The organism is Burkholderia cenocepacia (assembly GCF_014211915.1).
GTDB lineage: Bacteria > Pseudomonadota > Gammaproteobacteria > Burkholderiales > Burkholderiaceae > Burkholderia > Burkholderia orbicola.
This window is the reverse complement of the sequence record NZ_CP060039.1, coordinates 1,653,634-1,668,526: the sequence shown is the minus strand read 5'-3', so window position 1 is coordinate 1,668,526 and position 14,893 is coordinate 1,653,634. Positions and strand designations below refer to the sequence as shown.

The 14,893-nt window shown below is 66.5% G+C and carries 16 protein-coding genes; all 16 read right to left on the bottom strand.

The window, feature by feature from the left end; all coding sequences use genetic code 11:
- Positions 1–74: 74 nt before the first annotated feature.
- Entirely contained in the window at positions 75–1,103 is a 1,029-nt protein-coding gene (nagZ, locus tag SY91_RS07870; protein ID WP_023475504.1) for a beta-N-acetylhexosaminidase, read from the bottom strand.
- 16 nt (positions 1,104–1,119) lie between these two features.
- Positions 1,120–1,554: a holo-ACP synthase gene (gene acpS / locus SY91_RS07865; RefSeq protein WP_023475505.1), complete on the bottom strand. Its 435-nt coding sequence runs from the start codon at positions 1,552–1,554 to the stop codon at positions 1,120–1,122.
- A gap of 81 nt (positions 1,555–1,635) precedes the next feature.
- A complete protein-coding gene (gene pdxJ, locus SY91_RS07860; protein ID WP_011544945.1) occupies positions 1,636–2,412 on the bottom strand; it encodes a pyridoxine 5'-phosphate synthase in 777 nt (258 codons plus the stop codon).
- Complete coding sequence (gene recO, locus SY91_RS07855; RefSeq protein WP_006476492.1) at positions 2,409–3,245, bottom strand: DNA repair protein RecO; 837 nt, start codon at positions 3,243–3,245, stop codon at positions 2,409–2,411. Before recO ends, pdxJ begins: the two co-directional genes overlap by 4 nt.
- The gene (gene era / locus SY91_RS07850; RefSeq protein ID WP_006476493.1) at positions 3,232–4,131 is read right to left on the bottom strand and encodes a GTPase Era; all 900 of its coding nucleotides are present in this window, start codon (positions 4,129–4,131) and stop codon (positions 3,232–3,234) included. The genes recO and era overlap by 14 nt, the downstream gene beginning before the upstream one ends.
- Positions 4,132–4,191: 60 nt before the next feature.
- Positions 4,192–5,421, bottom strand: a complete 1,230-nt coding sequence (gene rnc / locus SY91_RS07845) for a ribonuclease III (RefSeq protein WP_124477050.1) — start codon at positions 5,419–5,421, stop codon at positions 4,192–4,194.
- Positions 5,422–5,575: 154 nt separating this feature from the next.
- Positions 5,576–6,469: a signal peptidase I gene (gene lepB / locus SY91_RS07840; RefSeq protein ID WP_011544943.1), complete on the bottom strand. Its 894-nt coding sequence runs from the start codon at positions 6,467–6,469 to the stop codon at positions 5,576–5,578.
- Between the two features lie 16 nt (positions 6,470–6,485).
- Entirely contained in the window at positions 6,486–8,279 is a 1,794-nt protein-coding gene (lepA, locus tag SY91_RS07835; protein ID WP_011544942.1) for a translation elongation factor 4, read from the bottom strand.
- A 185-nt stretch (positions 8,280–8,464) separates the two neighbouring features.
- Positions 8,465–8,701: a glutaredoxin family protein gene (locus tag SY91_RS07830; RefSeq protein WP_006476497.1), complete on the bottom strand. Its 237-nt coding sequence runs from the start codon at positions 8,699–8,701 to the stop codon at positions 8,465–8,467.
- A 7-nt stretch (positions 8,702–8,708) separates the two neighbouring features.
- Positions 8,709–10,205, bottom strand: a complete 1,497-nt coding sequence (locus SY91_RS07825) for a DegQ family serine endoprotease (protein WP_124477049.1) — start codon at positions 10,203–10,205, stop codon at positions 8,709–8,711.
- Positions 10,206–10,221: 16 nt separating this feature from the next.
- On the bottom strand, positions 10,222–11,274 hold the full coding sequence (locus SY91_RS07820; RefSeq protein WP_011544940.1) for a MucB/RseB C-terminal domain-containing protein: 1,053 nt from the start codon (positions 11,272–11,274) through the stop codon (positions 10,222–10,224).
- Between the two features lie 5 nt (positions 11,275–11,279).
- A complete protein-coding gene (locus SY91_RS07815) occupies positions 11,280–11,897 on the bottom strand; it encodes a sigma-E factor negative regulatory protein (protein WP_012328152.1) in 618 nt (205 codons plus the stop codon).
- Positions 11,898–11,983: 86 nt separating this feature from the next.
- Positions 11,984–12,583 (bottom strand): RNA polymerase sigma factor RpoE, encoded by a 600-nt coding sequence (gene rpoE, locus SY91_RS07810; protein WP_006490873.1) that lies wholly within the window; start codon positions 12,581–12,583, stop codon positions 11,984–11,986.
- A 91-nt stretch (positions 12,584–12,674) separates the two neighbouring features.
- A complete protein-coding gene (locus SY91_RS07805; protein ID WP_124591679.1) occupies positions 12,675–13,139 on the bottom strand; it encodes a hypothetical protein in 465 nt (154 codons plus the stop codon).
- A gap of 11 nt (positions 13,140–13,150) precedes the next feature.
- A complete protein-coding gene (gene fabF, locus SY91_RS07800) occupies positions 13,151–14,383 on the bottom strand; it encodes a beta-ketoacyl-ACP synthase II (RefSeq protein WP_124477047.1) in 1,233 nt (410 codons plus the stop codon).
- Between the two features lie 164 nt (positions 14,384–14,547).
- On the bottom strand, positions 14,548–14,787 hold the full coding sequence (acpP, locus tag SY91_RS07795; protein WP_004197638.1) for an acyl carrier protein: 240 nt from the start codon (positions 14,785–14,787) through the stop codon (positions 14,548–14,550).
- Between the last annotated feature and the right edge of the window lie 106 nt (positions 14,788–14,893).

The following is a 14,893-nucleotide window of genomic DNA, read 5'->3' as shown; positions in this document are numbered from 1 at the left end:
AAAAAGCCGCGCTATAGCGCGGCTTTTCGTTTGGAATGACCGGAACGGCGCGACCCGCGCCGTCCCCTGCCCGCTTACGCCAGCGCGCTGCTCAGCAGCGCCTGCGCCTGCAGATACTCGGGCTGCGCGATCAGCTTGTCCCACTTGAGCGCCTTGCCGCGCGCGCGCATCCGCTTGAGGCGCCGCACCGACTCGGCCGAGGTCCGCGCCTTCAGTCCGTTCAGCACGACTTCGGCCGCATCCGGCTGGTTGCAGACGAGCACCATGTCGCAACCGGCGGCGAGCGCGGCGTCGGCGGCCTGCGTGAGCGTGCCGCCTTCGCGGGCGGCCTCCATCGACAGGTCGTCGCTGAAGATCGCGCCCGTGAAGCCGAGCTTGCCGCGCAGGATGTCCTGCAGCCACACGCGCGAGAACCCGGCCGGCCGCTTGTCGACCTGCGTGTAGATCACATGCGCCGGAATCACCGCGGCAAGCGACAGCCCGAGCCAGTCGTACGGCGCGACGTCCTGCTCGAGGATCGCATCGAGCGTGCGGTCGTCGGTCGGCAGCGCGACGTGCGAATCGGCCTCCGCGAAGCCGTGCCCGGGAAAATGCTTGCCGCAGTTCGCCATGCCGGCGAGCGACAGCCCGTGATTCAGGCTCTTCGCGAGCAGCGTGACGACGCGCGGGTCGCGATGGAACGCCCGATCGCCGATCACCTTCGAGTGCCCGTAGTCGAGATCGAGCACGGGTGTGAAGCTCATGTCGATCCCGCACGCGCGCAATTCGGCGGCCAGGATGTAGCCGACGGCGGTGGCGACCTTCGTCGCGAGCAGCACGTCGCGATCCCACAGTTCGCCGAGGCGGCGCATCGCGGGCAGCACCGTGAAGCCGTCGGTGCGGAACCGCTGCACGCGCCCGCCTTCGTGGTCGACGGCGATCAGGATGTCTTCGCGCACCGCGCGGATCGCGTCGGTCAGCGCGGTCAGTTGCGCACGATTCTGGAAGTGCCGCGCGAACAGGATCACGCCGCCGGTATTCGGATGCGCGAGGCGCCGCGCATCGTCGCGCGACAGGGTCGTGCCGACGACGTCGAGCATGACCGGGCCGGGAGTCGTTTTCATCAGATCGGGAATTCCGTCAGGAGGAGGTTCGGGAAACAGGTACAGGAGCAGGCGCGGCGTCCGTTTCGGCGACAACGAACGACACCGCGTAGTCGCGTTCGTCGCTGACCGTCACGCGCGCCGTGATGCCGCGCGCGGCCAGCCAGTCGGCCAGCTCGCCCGAAGCGACCACGTACGGCTCGCCGCTCGGATGATTGAGCGTCTGCAGCGCGCGCCACGTCATCGGCCAGTGCATGCCGAGCCCGATCGCCTTCGAGAACGCTTCCTTCGCGGAGAAGCGCGTCGCGAGAAATGCGATGCCGCGTGCCTCGGAGCGGGCGCGCCGGGCATGGAACACGCGCAATTCGTCGGGGCCGAGCACCTTCTCGGCAAACCGGCCACCCGTGCGTTCGAGCACGGCCGCGACGCGGCTCACCTGTGCGATGTCGGTACCGATGCCATAGATCGCCATGTCAGTCTCCGCCGGGGCGGCCCGGCGAGGCCGGGCCAAGCACGTCGCAAACGGCGTGCGGGGCGCGGCGGCCTCGCATCGTCAGCGCGCGCCGCCGTGCAGCGCGGCGACGCGTGCGGCGACCATGATCGCCTTCATCTCGCGCACCGCGTTGTCCCAGCCCGCGAAAATCGCGTGCGCGACGATCGCGTGGCCGATGTTCAGTTCGACGATGCCGTCGATCGCGGCGATCTGCTGCACGTTCGTGTAGTGCAGCCCGTGACCCGCGTTGACCTTCAGGCCAAGCCGCGCGCCGGCCTGCACGCCCGCGACGATACGCTCGTATTCGCGCTGCTGCTCGGCTTCGTCGTGCGCTTCGGCGTAGCGGCCCGTATGCAGCTCGATCACCGGTGCGCCCGCTTCGTGCGCGGCGCGGATCTGCGTGTCGTCCGGGTCGATGAACAGCGACACGCGCACGCCCACGTCGGCGAGCTGCTTGCACGCCGCGCGCACGGCCTCGAAGTGGCCGGCGACATCGAGACCGCCTTCGGTCGTCAGTTCCTCGCGCTTCTCCGGCACGAGGCACGCATCGTGCGGACGCACTTCGCAGGCGATGTCGAGCATCTCGGCCGTGACCGCGCATTCGAGGTTCATGCGCGTCTTCAGCAGCGGGCGCAGTTCGCGCACGTCGGCGTCGACGATGTGACGACGATCCTCGCGCAGGTGCAGCGTGATCGCGTCCGCGCCCGCTTCTTCGGCGGCGAGCGCCGCGCGGATCGGATCGGGATAGCGCGTGCCGCGCGCATTGCGCAGCGTCGCGACGTGGTCGATGTTCACGCCGAGGTCGATGGCGGTGGGCGTTGTCAGGAAGAAGCTCATAGGTTTTGCAGGTCGATCAGGATCTGACGCGTGGCGAGCGGCGTGCCGCCGAGATAGGTGTTCAGCAGGAAGCGCATCAGCGTCTTGCTTTGCGCAACCGTCTGGGCTCGATGGTAATCGTCCTGTTCCATGTCGAGCAACGTCTGCCCGGTGATGACCGGCCAGTGCGACGGCACGTCGTCGTCCGCATTGCGCACGCCGCGTTCCGGATCGAACACGTAGCGGCGCTCGGGTTCGACCGCGCGGCGGGCAACCGTGCGGTTCAGCGCCATCGCATAGCCGGTCTCGCGCAGCAGCACGCGCTCGAACGAGCGCAGCACCTGCACCGCGGGCTCGCCGTGCGCGAGGCGCGTGAGGGTCAGCACGTAATGATTGAACAGCGGCGGCTGCGGATCCTCGCGCGCGCAGAACTTCACGAGCAGCTCGTTCGCGTAGAAACCGCACAACAGCCCGTCGCCGCCGAGCGGCAGCATCCCGCCGACCCACTCGGCGCCCGTCAGCGTGCGCACCTCGGATTTGCCGGACCAGGACAGCAGCAGCGGCTGGAACGTCTGCAAGACGCCGCGCAACGCGGAGTGCGGGCGCTTCGCGCCCTTCGCGACGAGCGCGAGCCGGCCGTGGTCGCGCGTCAGCACGTCGACGATCAGACTCGTTTCCCGATACGGATAGCTGTGCAGCACGAACGCCGGCTGCTCGGCGACGCGGAAATCGGACGTGCGAGACGTCGCGCGCCGCGCCTTGCGCGGCGGTTCGGGCGGTGCCGGCAGCGGCGCGTCGTTCGCGCCGGCCGTCACCGCGTCTTCGGTCGACGTCAGCGCGTCATTCGTACCCATAGGCACGCAGCCCCGCCTCGTTGTCGGCCCAGCCGCTCTTCACCTTCACGAAGGTCTCGAGGTACACGGGGCCGTCGAACAGCTTTTCCATGTCCATCCGCGCCTCGGTGCTGATCTGCTTGAGCTTCTCGCCCTTCTTGCCGATCACCATCGCCTTGTGCGAATCGCGCTCGACGAGGATCGTCGCGAAGATGCGCTTCAGGCGGCCCTCTTCCTCGAACTTGTCGATCAGCACGGTGCTCGTGTACGGCAGTTCGTCGCCGGTCCAGCGAAACACCTTCTCGCGCAGGATTTCGGCCGCGAGAAAACGCGAGCTGCGGTCGGTCAGCTCGTCCTCGCCGTAGATCGGCTCGCCTTCCGGCAGGTACGGCTTGATCGTGTCCAGCAGGCGCTTGATGTCTTCCGGCTTCTGCGCCGACAGCGGCACGAGCTCGGTGAATTCGCGCAGCTCGCTCACCTTCTGCATGAACGGGAACAGCGTGGCCTTGTCGTTCACGCGGTCGATCTTGTTCGCGATCAGCAGCGTCGGCATGCCGGGCGGGATCAGGTCGAGCACCTTCTGGTCGTCGGGCCCGAAGCGGCCGGCCTCGATCACGAACAGGATCACGTCGACCGACGTCAGCGTCGACGTGACCGCGCGGTTCAGCGAACGGTTCAGCGCGGTGCTGTGACGGGTCTGGAAGCCCGGCGTGTCGACGAACACGAATTGCGCGTCGTCGAACGTGTTGATGCCGGTGATGCGGTGGCGGGTCGTCTGCGCCTTGCGCGACGTGATGCTGATCTTCTGGCCGACGAGTGCGTTCATCAACGTCGACTTGCCGACGTTCGGGCGGCCCACGATCGCGATCATGCCGCAACGGAAACCGGTAGGAGCGGGAGTGTTCATATCGTTTGGGAGACAGGTTCGGAAACGGCCGCGCGGCGCGCGGCACGATCGCTGGGCAATTCAGTGGTCGGCATCGGCCACGCGCGCCTGCGCGGCAGCAAGACTCGCGCCGCCGGGCGGCGTGTCGGCGTCGGGCGCCGCGGCATCGCGTGCGCGCGCAGGCGTACGCGCGGCGGCGTCGGCACTCGCGGCAGGCTTGTCGGCCGACGACGATGCCGGATCGGCTGCGTGACCAGCCGGCTTGTCGGCTGCGCGCGGCGCGGCCTCGGCGGGCTTTTCCGCGGCCTTGTCGGGCCGCTCGGCCGGTTTGTCGGCAACCTTGTCGGCCGCCGGCTTCGCCGCCCGTTCGCCCTTGTCCGCGGCCGGCTCGACATGCGCCGCGCGAATCGCGGCCATCGGCGCGATGGCCGGCTCGGCGCCCGTCGCCGCGGCTGCGGCGGTGGCAGCCGGCACCGCGCCCGCCGCTCTCGCCTCGCGCGCCGCCGCACGTTCCTTCCGCTCGGGCGAGCGCAGGTCGAGCGCTTCCTGCACACCCTTCACGCCCGGCACGATCTCGGGTTCGACATGCTTGGACCCGCGCGCGTTTTTCGAGCGCTTCGGCTTCGCGGCCAGCATCGGCGCGGCCGCCATCACTTCGTCGAGCGCCTTCTTCGCGGCAGCCTGCTCGGCCGCGCGCCGGCTCGCGCCGGAGCCCGATACCTTCACGTCCAGCTTCGGCACCGTGCACTCGACCTCGAACTGCTGATTGTGCGCTGCACCATGCGTCGCGACGACCGTATAGGTCGGCAGCGCGATCTTGTGCCCCTGCAGATATTCCTGCAGCAGCGTCTTCGCGTCCTTGCCGAGCGTACGCGGATCGATGTGGTCGAGAATCGGGATATAGAGGCGCTTGATGACCCCTTGGGCGGCTTCGAAGCCCCCATCGAGGAACACGGCCCCGATGATGGCTTCGAACGCGTCCGCGAGGATCGACGGGCGGCGGAACCCGCCGCTGCGCAGTTCGCCCTCGCCCAGCCGCAGGCCGTCCGAGATATTCAGGGCCTGAGCAATTTCGTACAGCGACTGCTGCTTGACGAGATTGGCGCGTACGCGCGACAGGTCACCTTCGTCCAGCTTGCCGAAACGCTGGAACAAAAGGGCCGCCACCGCGCAATTCAGAACGGAATCGCCGAGAAACTCGAGCCGTTCATTGTGCGTGGCACTGTGACTGCGATGGGTCAAAGCCTGGCGCAACAATTCCGCATTGCGAAATTCGTAGCGCAGCCGGCTTTCCAACTGGGATGAGGGCATGTGCAGGAGTATAACGCGGGCGCCCGGTCGGGCCGAAACGGCACGGCCGGACGCGAAAAGGCGTGACGAGGCGGTGTTACCGCCGGTTCTTAAAGTAGTTCGGCAATACGCGACGCGGCCCGTGCGTCGCGTACTGCGTGTGAATCGAATGCGGTCAGTTGAAGGAGCCGATGCGCTTCAGGTCGCTGAAGTTCATCCAGATGAAGAACGCGCGGCCGACGATGTTCTGGTCGGGCACGAAACCCCAGTAGCGGCTGTCCGCGCTGTTGTCGCGGTTGTCGCCCATCATGAAGTAATGACCGGGCGGCACCTTGCAGATCACGCCGCGGCTGTTGTACGTGCAGTTGTCGCGATACGGATAGTCGTATGCGCCCATCACGAACGGCGGCACGGCCGGGTTGTTGAGGATCGCGTTCTTCTTGTTGCCGATCGTTTCCTCGAACTGCTTCGCGTAATTCTGGCGCTCGTCGTCGAAGAAATCGGGCAGCGGCGTTTCGGGCACCGGCTGGCCGTTGATCGTGAGCTGCTTGTCCTGGTACGCGACGGTATCGCCCGGCAGGCCGATCACGCGCTTGATGTAGTCGACCGACTCGTCCTTCGGATAGCGGAACACGACGACGTCACCGCGCGACAGCGGGCTGCCCTGCGTGATCTTCGTGTTGGTGACCGGCAGGCGCAGCCCGTACTCGAACTTGTTGACGAGGATGAAGTCGCCGACGAGCAGCGTCGGCACCATCGAGCCCGACGGGATCTTGAACGGCTCGACGACGAACGAACGCACGACGAACACGGCCAGAATCACCGGAAAGAAGCTCGCCGTGTACTCGAGCCACCACGGCTGGCGCAGCTTTTCGTCACGCAGCTTCGAACGCGTCTGCACCGCGTTTTCGTCCGCGAAACGCTTGTCGATGCGCGACTGCTGGCGATCGAACTCCTCGATCGCCGAGTCGGCCGCCTTGCGACGCCGCGGCAGGAACACCAGTTTGTCCAACACCCACGCTACGCCCGTCACGACGACGAGCACAAAAAGAATCAGCGCAAAATTCATAAAAGGATCAGTCCTGTTATTTGTCTTCGACGCGCAAGATCGCGAGGAACGCCTCCTGCGGGATCTCGACCGAACCCACCTGCTTCATCCGTTTCTTACCTTCTTTCTGCTTCTCGAGCAGTTTCTTCTTCCGCGTGATGTCGCCGCCGTAGCACTTCGCGAGCACGTTCTTGCGCAGCGCCTTGATGTTCTCGCGCGCGACTATGTGCGCGCCGATCGCGGCCTGGATCGCCACGTCGTACATCTGGCGCGGAATGATCTCGCGCATCTTCGCGGCGACTTCGCGGCCGCGGTATTGCGATTGCGACCGGTGCACGATGATCGAGAGCGCGTCGACCTTGTCGCCGTTGATCAGCATGTCGACCTTCACGACGTCCGACGAACGGTATTCCTTGAACTCGTAGTCCATCGACGCATAGCCGCGCGACACCGACTTCAGGCGATCGAAGAAGTCGAGCACGATTTCCGCCATCGGGATCTCGTACGTGAGCTGCACCTGGCGGCCGTGATACTGCATGTTGATCTGCGAGCCGCGCTTCTGCTCGCACAGCGTGATCACCGAGCCGACGTAATCCTGCGGCATGTAGAGATTCACGGTGACGATCGGCTCGCGGACTTCGGCGATGCGGCCGGGCTCCGGCATCTTCGCCGGGTTCTCGACCATGATTGTCGAGCCGTCGCTCTGCACGACCTCGTAGACGACCGTCGGCGCGGTCGTGATGAGATCCATGTCGAATTCGCGCTCGAGCCGCTCCTGCACGATTTCCATGTGCAGCAGCCCGAGGAAGCCGCAGCGGAAACCGAAGCCGAGCGCCTGCGACACTTCCGGCTCGTACTGCAGCGATGCGTCGTTCAGCTTCAGCTTCTCGAGCGATTCGCGCAGCGCGTCGTACTGGTTCGCCTCGACCGGATACAGCCCCGCGAACACCTGCGGCTTCACTTCCTTGAAGCCCGGCAGCGGCTCGGCGGCGGCCTTGGCCGCGTGCGTGACGGTATCGCCGACCTTCGCGGCCGTCAGCTCCTTGATGCCGGCGATGATGAAGCCCACCTGCCCGGCCGACAGCGAGTCGAGATTGCGCGACTTCGGCGTGAACACGCCGACGTGCTCGACCGGATACTGCGCGCCGGTCGCCATCATCTTGATCTTGTCCTTCGGACGCAGCGTGCCGTTGACGATGCGCACGAGCATCACGACGCCGACGTAGTTGTCGAACCACGAATCGATGATCAGCGCCTGCAGCGGCGCGGCCGGATCGCCCTTCGGCGGCGGCACCTTCGCGATCAGCGACTCGAGCACGTCTTCCACGCCGAGGCCCGTCTTCGCGCTGCAGCGCGTCGCGTCGGTCGCATCGATGCCGATCACGTCCTCGATCTCCTCGATCGCGTTCTCGGGGTTCGCGGCCGGCAGGTCGATCTTGTTCAGCACCGGCACGACCTCGACGCCGAGCTCGATCGCCGTGTAGCAGTTCGCGACCGTCTGCGCCTCGACGCCCTGGCTCGCGTCGACGACCAGCAGCGCGCCTTCGCACGCGGACAGCGAACGGCTGACCTCGTACGAGAAGTCGACGTGCCCCGGCGTGTCGATCAGGTTCAGGTTGTAGACCTTGCCATCGCGTGCGCGATAGGACAACGCGGCAGTCTGCGCCTTGATCGTGATGCCGCGCTCGCGCTCGATATCCATCGAATCGAGCACCTGCGCTTCCATTTCACGGTCGGCGAGGCCGCCGCATACCTGGATGATGCGATCCGCGAGTGTCGACTTGCCATGGTCGATGTGCGCGATGATCGAGAAATTGCGAATATGATCCATTCAGTGCCGATCAAGCGAAAAAGGCGCGCTCGACGACTGCGGAGCACGCCTTGTGTAAGTCGGTGAAAAAACGGCTTATTTTAGCCGAAAAGGCTTACGCCGGGCGGGATTTCGGACGCCCGCCCCGCGGGAGCCCGGCGGATCGAGCCCCGTGCGAAGCGGCGTCGGCCGACGGCGGGCCAGGTTCAGCGCCGGGCCGCCAGCGCGTCGCGCACCCGCGCATCGTCGAAGCGGTGGCGGCACACTTCCGCGCCGTCCAGCAGCAGCACGGGTACGTCCTCGTCGTAACGCGCGACGAGCGCCGCATCGGTGTCGATGTCGATATAGTCGACCGCGACGCCGAATTCGGCCGCCACCGGCGCCAGTGCATCGCGCATGTCGTCGCACAGGTGGCACCAGCCGCGGCCGTAGAGGGTGAACATCGGCGCGTTACTTCTGGCGCGGCCGCACGGGCACGAACTGCGTGTTGTCGCCACGCCGCACGAGCACCGCGACCGCCTTCTGCGGATCGAGCTGCGCGGTCACGTCGGCGAACTGCTTCGCGCTCGTGATGTCGGTGTCGCCGACACGCAGCACGATGTCGCCGCGCTGCAGGCCCGCACGGGCGGCCGGGCCGTCGACGCCGTCGATCTGCACCCCGTTCTTCAGCTTCAGCGTCTTCAACTGCTCCGCGGTCAGGTCGCTGACCGTCAGGCCGAGCGAATTGGTCTGGCGCGGCTTCTGCGGCGCGTTCTTGCGCTGTTCGGCCTTTGCCGTCGATTCGGCCGGCGTCTCGGCGATCGTGATCGGCAGATCGCGTGCCTGACCCTTGCGCCACACGTTGACCGTCGCCTTCGTGCCGGGCTTCGTGTCGCCGACCATGCGCGGCAGGTCCGACGCCGCATCGACCGGACGGCCGTTGAACTTCAGGATAATGTCGCCCGGCTGGATGCCGGCCTTGTCGGCCGGGCCGCCCGGCTCGACGCTGCTGACGAGCGCGCCTTCGGCCTTCGGCAGCCCGATCGAGTCGGCCACGTCCTTCGTCACCTCGCCGATCGCCACCGCGATCCGGCCGCGCGTGACCTTGCCCGTCGCCTTCAGCTGGTCGGCCACGCGCATCGCCTCGTCAATCGGAATCGCGAACGAAATGCCCATGAAGCCGCCGGTGCGGCTGTAGATCTGCGAGTTGATGCCGATCACCTCGCCTTGCATGTTGATCAGCGGGCCGCCCGAGTTGCCGGGGTTCACGGCGACGTCGGTCTGGATGAACGGCAGGTAGTCGCCCGTATTGCGGCTCTTCGAGCTGACGATACCGGCCGTGACCGTGTTGTCGAGGCCGAACGGCGAACCGATCGCGACGACCCACTCGCCGACGCGCACCTTGTTCGAATCGCCGATCGCGACGACCGGCAGGTTCGACGCCTGGATCTTGACGACCGCGACGTCCGTGCGGTCGTCGACGCCGATCAGCTTCGCCTTGAATTCGCGCTTGTCGGTCAGCGTCACGTAGATGGTGTCGGCATCGTCGACGACGTGCGCATTGGTCATCACATAACCGTCGGCCGACACGATGAAGCCCGAGCCGACGCCGCGATTCTGCTCGGTGTCGGGCCCGTTGTCCGGCGCCGGCACGTTCTTCGGGTTGCTGCCGTTGCCGCCGCCGTTGCCGGGCGCCTGCGGCAGCGGAATGCCGAAGAAGCGCCGGAAGAATTCCGACATGTCGCCGTTGTCGAAGCCGGGCGGGAGCATCCCGCGCGGGCCGCTCGTCGGCACGTTGGCGGTGGTCCGGATGTTCACGACGGCCGGCCCGACCTTTTCGACCAGATCGGCGAAATCGGGAAGGCTGGCAGCCGGAGGCGTGACAGCGACCGCGGTTTGCGGGACGAGCGGCAGGCAGGCACACAGCGCCGCCGCCGCGAGCACTTTGCGCAGCGTGAGTTTCGTCATGTCGGAAGCCGTAGCGTTACTTGGAAGCCTTGTATTCTATGGCAGACGCGAACTGCTGCAACGTCGCCGGCGGCACTTCGCCGAGCACGGTGATCCAGTAGTCGCCGCGGCGCTTCACGAGAACGTGCGTCGCACCGGTGCTGCCCGCGCCCTCCTTGCGCGTATTCTTTTCGGCCGGCTCGATGAAGACCGAGATCGTCGCGAGGCCGTCGGTGAAGACGGCCTGATCGACCGGGATCGGCGGATCACCCGCATCGCGCGCGGCCATCGGCCGGCGCACTTCACGAATCTTCTGGAAGCCGGCGACGCTCGGCGCGAGCTGCCAGCCCTGCGCTTCCATGTCGACAGCCGCGACCGGCGGGCGCACGACCGTCCAGCCGCTCAGGTTGCGCATGCCGGCTGCAATCGCGGCCTTGTCGCCGCTCGCGCCGCCGGTTTGCAATTGCGAGAACGCGATCTGTTCGAGCACGTGATCGTTCGCGTCGAGCGTCTGCGAACGCAGCAGCAGCCCGGTGCGCGCGTCGGCCCACAGCTTGTACGTGAAACGGTAGGCATCCTTCGGCACGAGCTCGACGACCTGCGCGTCGATCCCGGCCACGCGGTCCTTGCCGAGCGACTTCGCATCGTAGACGGACATCACGTGCTCGCCGCTCGCGCCGAGCAGCGCGGGGAACGAGTCGCGCGTCTGGCGGCGCTCGACCACGCACAGCTTGCGCTCGGGCACGAACGTGTACAGCTCGTCGTTGTGCCGCAGCAGCTTGCGCGGCTTGCCGTCGAGCGTCTCGATCCGCTCGAACTCGCCGTCGCGGGACGAGACGTGCGCGATGCGTGACGACTGCACATACCCGCCGCGCTGGTAGACGAACGTACCTTCGTAGCTCTGCTGTTGCGCCGCCTGCTGGACGCGGTCGAGCCAGTCGGCGGCACCCTTGCGGGTCGCGACGGGATCGTCCGGTTGCTGGGCGCTGGCGGGAAGGGATTGAACGGACAACAGGGCGGCTGCGCAAAGCAGGAGGGCCGGCAGCCGCTTCCATCCGGAGATGGCGTGATTCAACTGCAATGTCCGCATCGGGTTTATTGGCCTGGCGTGGTGGTCACGGCAGCGCGGATCAGCGGCATCGAACCCGTGACGACGGGCTGCTGGGCGAATTGCTGGTGCGCTTCAAGGTATTGGTCGAGGCTGGCGTCGCGAATGATGTTGACGTCCTGCAGACCCGGCTGGGCCGATGCCTGCGCAACCGTCACGCGCTGCAGGTTGCCGTTCTGCGGCGCGCCCACCGATGCAACCTGGACGGCGCCCGGCGCACCGGCCGTCTGCATCTGCGGGACGACGATCCACGTCAGCGTGGCGGCCGCGGCGGCCACCGCGAATGCCGGCACGACACGGCGGCGCAGCGACAGCAGCTTGCGCGCGACCGGCGCGGCCGCCGGTGCCAGCAGGTGCGGCTCGCTTTCGAGCGCAGCCGACATGCGCGCGGTGAACGCGACACTCAGCGCGGGCGACAGCGCGAGCTCGTCCGAGCGCAGCGCATCGCCGATCAGGTGGTAATGGGCCCACACGGCGCGATCCGCGCGGTCGAGCTCAGCCAGAAACTGCCCGTGATCCGGGCCATCGAACATTTCGCCGTCGACCAGCGCGGAAAGGCGCTCGCCGCGCGAGCACGCTTGCGATTGCGTATTGACCGACCCCATGATGCTCCCCATCTTGCACACCCCGTCGTGACTTCACGACTCTATCCGTAACTAGACCCCGACCCGCGTCGTTCCGCCCGTCGCGCTTACCAGCGCTTGCCTTCGGGCGTATCGAGCAGCGGACGCAATTTGGCAGCGATTGCTTCGCGCGCGCGGAAGATCCGCGACCGGACCGTCCCGATCGGACAGCCCATCATTTCCGCGATCTCTTCGTAGCTCAGGCCCTCGATCTCGCGCAGCGTGATTGCCTGGCGCAGTTCCTCGGGCAGCAGAGCCATTGCAGCGTTGACCGTCTCGGCAATCTGCTTGCTCATCAACATCGACTCAGGCGTGTTGATATCCCTTAGTTGGTCTGCGTCCGAGAAAGTTTCCGCTTCCTCCGCATCGGCCTCGGTCGAGGTCGGCGCCCGGCGGCCTTGCGTCGCAAGGTAGTTCTTCGCCGTGTTGACGGCAATTCGGTACAACCACGTATAGAACGCCGATTCGCCGCGGAATTGCGGCAGCGCACGATACGCCTTGATGAACGCGTCCTGGGCCACATCCTCGACCTCGGCGGGATCCCGCACGAGGCGCGAGATCAGCCGAATGATCTTGCGGTGGTATTTGGAGACCAGGAGTTCGAACGCCGCCTTGTCGCCCTTCTGTACGCGCTCGACCAGAGCCTGATCGATTTCTTTTTCACTCACCTGACAAATCCGTTAACTAGGGATGCAACGCGGAGCGTTATTGTAGCGTTCCGGCGCCGGCCGCTGGTTACGGTCGGTAACCGCACCGCCGTCATGCCCGCCCCGCCGCCCCGGCCGTTCTCGCCAGTACCGACAGCGCGCTGAACGACGCGGCGTCGAGCGCGTCGGCCGGAATCAGCAGCGGCCGGGTCCGCCGGGCACCCTGCCCGACCGACAGCACCAGCAGCAGGCTGCTCCAGTGCGCATGGCCCGTCACACGGCCACGGGCCAGCAACCGCCCGGTGCGGCCAAACGCCGCAATCTCCCCGAAGGCATCGATCCGCAACTCGGCCGGCAGCCGGCGGGCGCAAGCGCGCGCCGCCCATACGGCCAGCAGTGCCGCCGTCGCGGCCGACACGCCTGCGCCGGCGGCAGCGCCCGCGCGCGGCGCCCAGAACAGGTACGCCGAGGCGGCAGCCGACGCGACGAACGCGGCCAGCACGAGATACGACACGGCCGAGGCCCGCAACGCAAAGCGCTGCGGACGCCCGGCCGGAGCATCGAATGGACTCGTCAAGCGATTCGACGTCAGACGCGCTTGAACACCAGCGTGCCGTTGGTGCCGCCGAAGCCGAAATTGTTCTTCACGGCTACGTCGATCTTCATGTCACGCGCGGTGTTCGCGCAGTAATCGAGATCGCACTCGGGGTCCTGGTTGAAGATGTTGATGGTCGGCGGCGACACGTTGTTGTGCAGCGCCAGCACCGTGAACACCGATTCGAGGCCGCCCGCGCCACCCAGCAGGTGGCCCGTCATCGACTTCGTCGAGTTGACCACCATCTTGTACGCGTGCTCGCCGAAGGCCGCCTTCACCGCATCGGACTCGTTCTTGTCGCCCAGCGGCGTCGACGTGCCATGCGCGTTCAGGTACTGCACCTCGTCGGCATTCAGGCCGGCGTCGCGCAGCGCCGCGACCATGCAGCGGCGCGGGCCGTCCATGTTCGGCGCGGTCATGTGGTACGCGTCGCCCGTCATGCCGAAACCCACGACTTCCGCGTAGATCTTCGCGCCGCGCGCCTTCGCGGCCTCGTACTCCTCGAGCACCATCACGCCGGAACCCTCGCCCAGCACGAAGCCGTCGCGGTCCTTGTCCCACGGACGCGACGCGGTAGCCGGATCGTCGTTGCGGGTCGACAGCGCGCGCGCGGCGGCGAACCCGCCGATGCCGAGCGGCGACACCGTCGATTCGGCACCGCCCGCGACCATCACGTCGGCGTCGCCGGCCTGGATCAGCCGCGCGGCGAGGCCGATGCTGTGCAGGCCGGTCGTGCAGGCCGTGACGGCCGCGAGGTTGGGGCCCTTCAGGCCGAACATGATGCTCAGGTGACCCGAGATCATGTTGATGATCGAACCCGGCACGAAGAACGGCGAGATCCGGCGCGCGCCGCGATCGACGTAGGTCTGGTGCGTATCTTCGATCATCGGCAGGCCGCCGATGCCGGAACCGACCAGCACGCCGATGCGTTCCGCGTTGGCTTCGGTCACTTCCAGCCCGCTGTCCCGGATGGCCTGGACGCCGGCGGCGATGCCGTAATGGATGAACGTATCCATGTTCCGGGCTTCCTTCGCCGGGATGTACTCCTCGGCGCTGAAACCCTTCACTTCGCCCGCGAAATGGCACGCGAGGTTCGACGCATCGAACTTCGTGACGGTGGCGATACCGGACTTGCCGGCGACGAGATTGGCCCAGCCGTCGGCAACACTATTGCCAACAGGCGAAATCAGCCCCAGGCCTGTAACGACAACACGACGGCGGCTCACGGTAACCTCTTTTCCATTATTGGATGACAAAAACAAAAGCCACAGTGGCCACAGGAACCAGCCCTGCGAGCCCTGTGGCTGTTAGTCCGTCCGGCGCGAAGCCGGCAGGATGGCGCGTCAATCGCGAAGATCGCGGCGACGTGGCGGACAAGCGCGAAAGGCGCTTACGCCTTGACGTTTGCGCGAGCGTAGTCGATCGCTTGCTGAACGGTCGTGATCTTCTCTGCTTCTTCGTCCGGGATTTCCATGCCGAACTCGTCTTCCAGAGCCATCACCAGTTCGACCGTGTCGAGCGAGTCCGCGCCCAGGTCGTTCACGAACGAAGCCTCGTTCTTGATCTCGGCTTCCGCGACGCCCAGTTGCTCAGCGACGATCTTCTTGACACGTTGTTCGATGTTGTCCATTACCCCTCCGAGGGAAAGTTCAGATTTACAAGTGCGCGCATTTTATCAGGTTTGCTGACGCCAAAACGCGCGTTGGCTTGATGGTCGATCAAGCGCCGGTCCGCCT

What these genes read in the sequence shown, in the direction of transcription:
- acpS (WP_023475505.1), bottom strand. Translation starts at nt 1,554, where the DNA reads ATGGCGATCTATGGCATCGGTACCGACATCGCACAGGTGAGCCGCGTC.
- era (WP_006476493.1), bottom strand. Translation starts at nt 4,131, where the DNA reads ATGAACACTCCCGCTCCTACCGGTTTCCGTTGCGGCATGATCGCGATC.
- SY91_RS07820 (WP_011544940.1), bottom strand. Translation starts at nt 11,274, where the DNA reads ATGCGGACATTGCAGTTGAATCACGCCATCTCCGGATGGAAGCGGCTG.
- SY91_RS07830 (WP_006476497.1), bottom strand. Translation starts at nt 8,701, where the DNA reads ATGTTCACCCTCTACGGCCGCGGCTGGTGCCACCTGTGCGACGACATG.
- pdxJ (WP_011544945.1), bottom strand. Translation starts at nt 2,412, where the DNA reads ATGAGCTTCTTCCTGACAACGCCCACCGCCATCGACCTCGGCGTGAAC.
- SY91_RS07815 (WP_012328152.1), bottom strand. Translation starts at nt 11,897, where the DNA reads ATGGGGTCGGTCAATACGCAATCGCAAGCGTGCTCGCGCGGCGAGCGC.
- acpP (WP_004197638.1), bottom strand. Translation starts at nt 14,787, where the DNA reads ATGGACAACATCGAACAACGTGTCAAGAAGATCGTCGCTGAGCAACTG.
- lepA (WP_011544942.1), bottom strand. Translation starts at nt 8,279, where the DNA reads ATGGATCATATTCGCAATTTCTCGATCATCGCGCACATCGACCATGGC.
- rnc (WP_124477050.1), bottom strand. Translation starts at nt 5,421, where the DNA reads ATGCCCTCATCCCAGTTGGAAAGCCGGCTGCGCTACGAATTTCGCAAT.
- recO (WP_006476492.1), bottom strand. Translation starts at nt 3,245, where the DNA reads ATGGGTACGAATGACGCGCTGACGTCGACCGAAGACGCGGTGACGGCC.
- nagZ (WP_023475504.1), bottom strand. Translation starts at nt 1,103, where the DNA reads ATGAAAACGACTCCCGGCCCGGTCATGCTCGACGTCGTCGGCACGACC.
- lepB (WP_011544943.1), bottom strand. Translation starts at nt 6,469, where the DNA reads ATGAATTTTGCGCTGATTCTTTTTGTGCTCGTCGTCGTGACGGGCGTA.
- SY91_RS07825 (WP_124477049.1), bottom strand. Translation starts at nt 10,205, where the DNA reads ATGACGAAACTCACGCTGCGCAAAGTGCTCGCGGCGGCGGCGCTGTGT.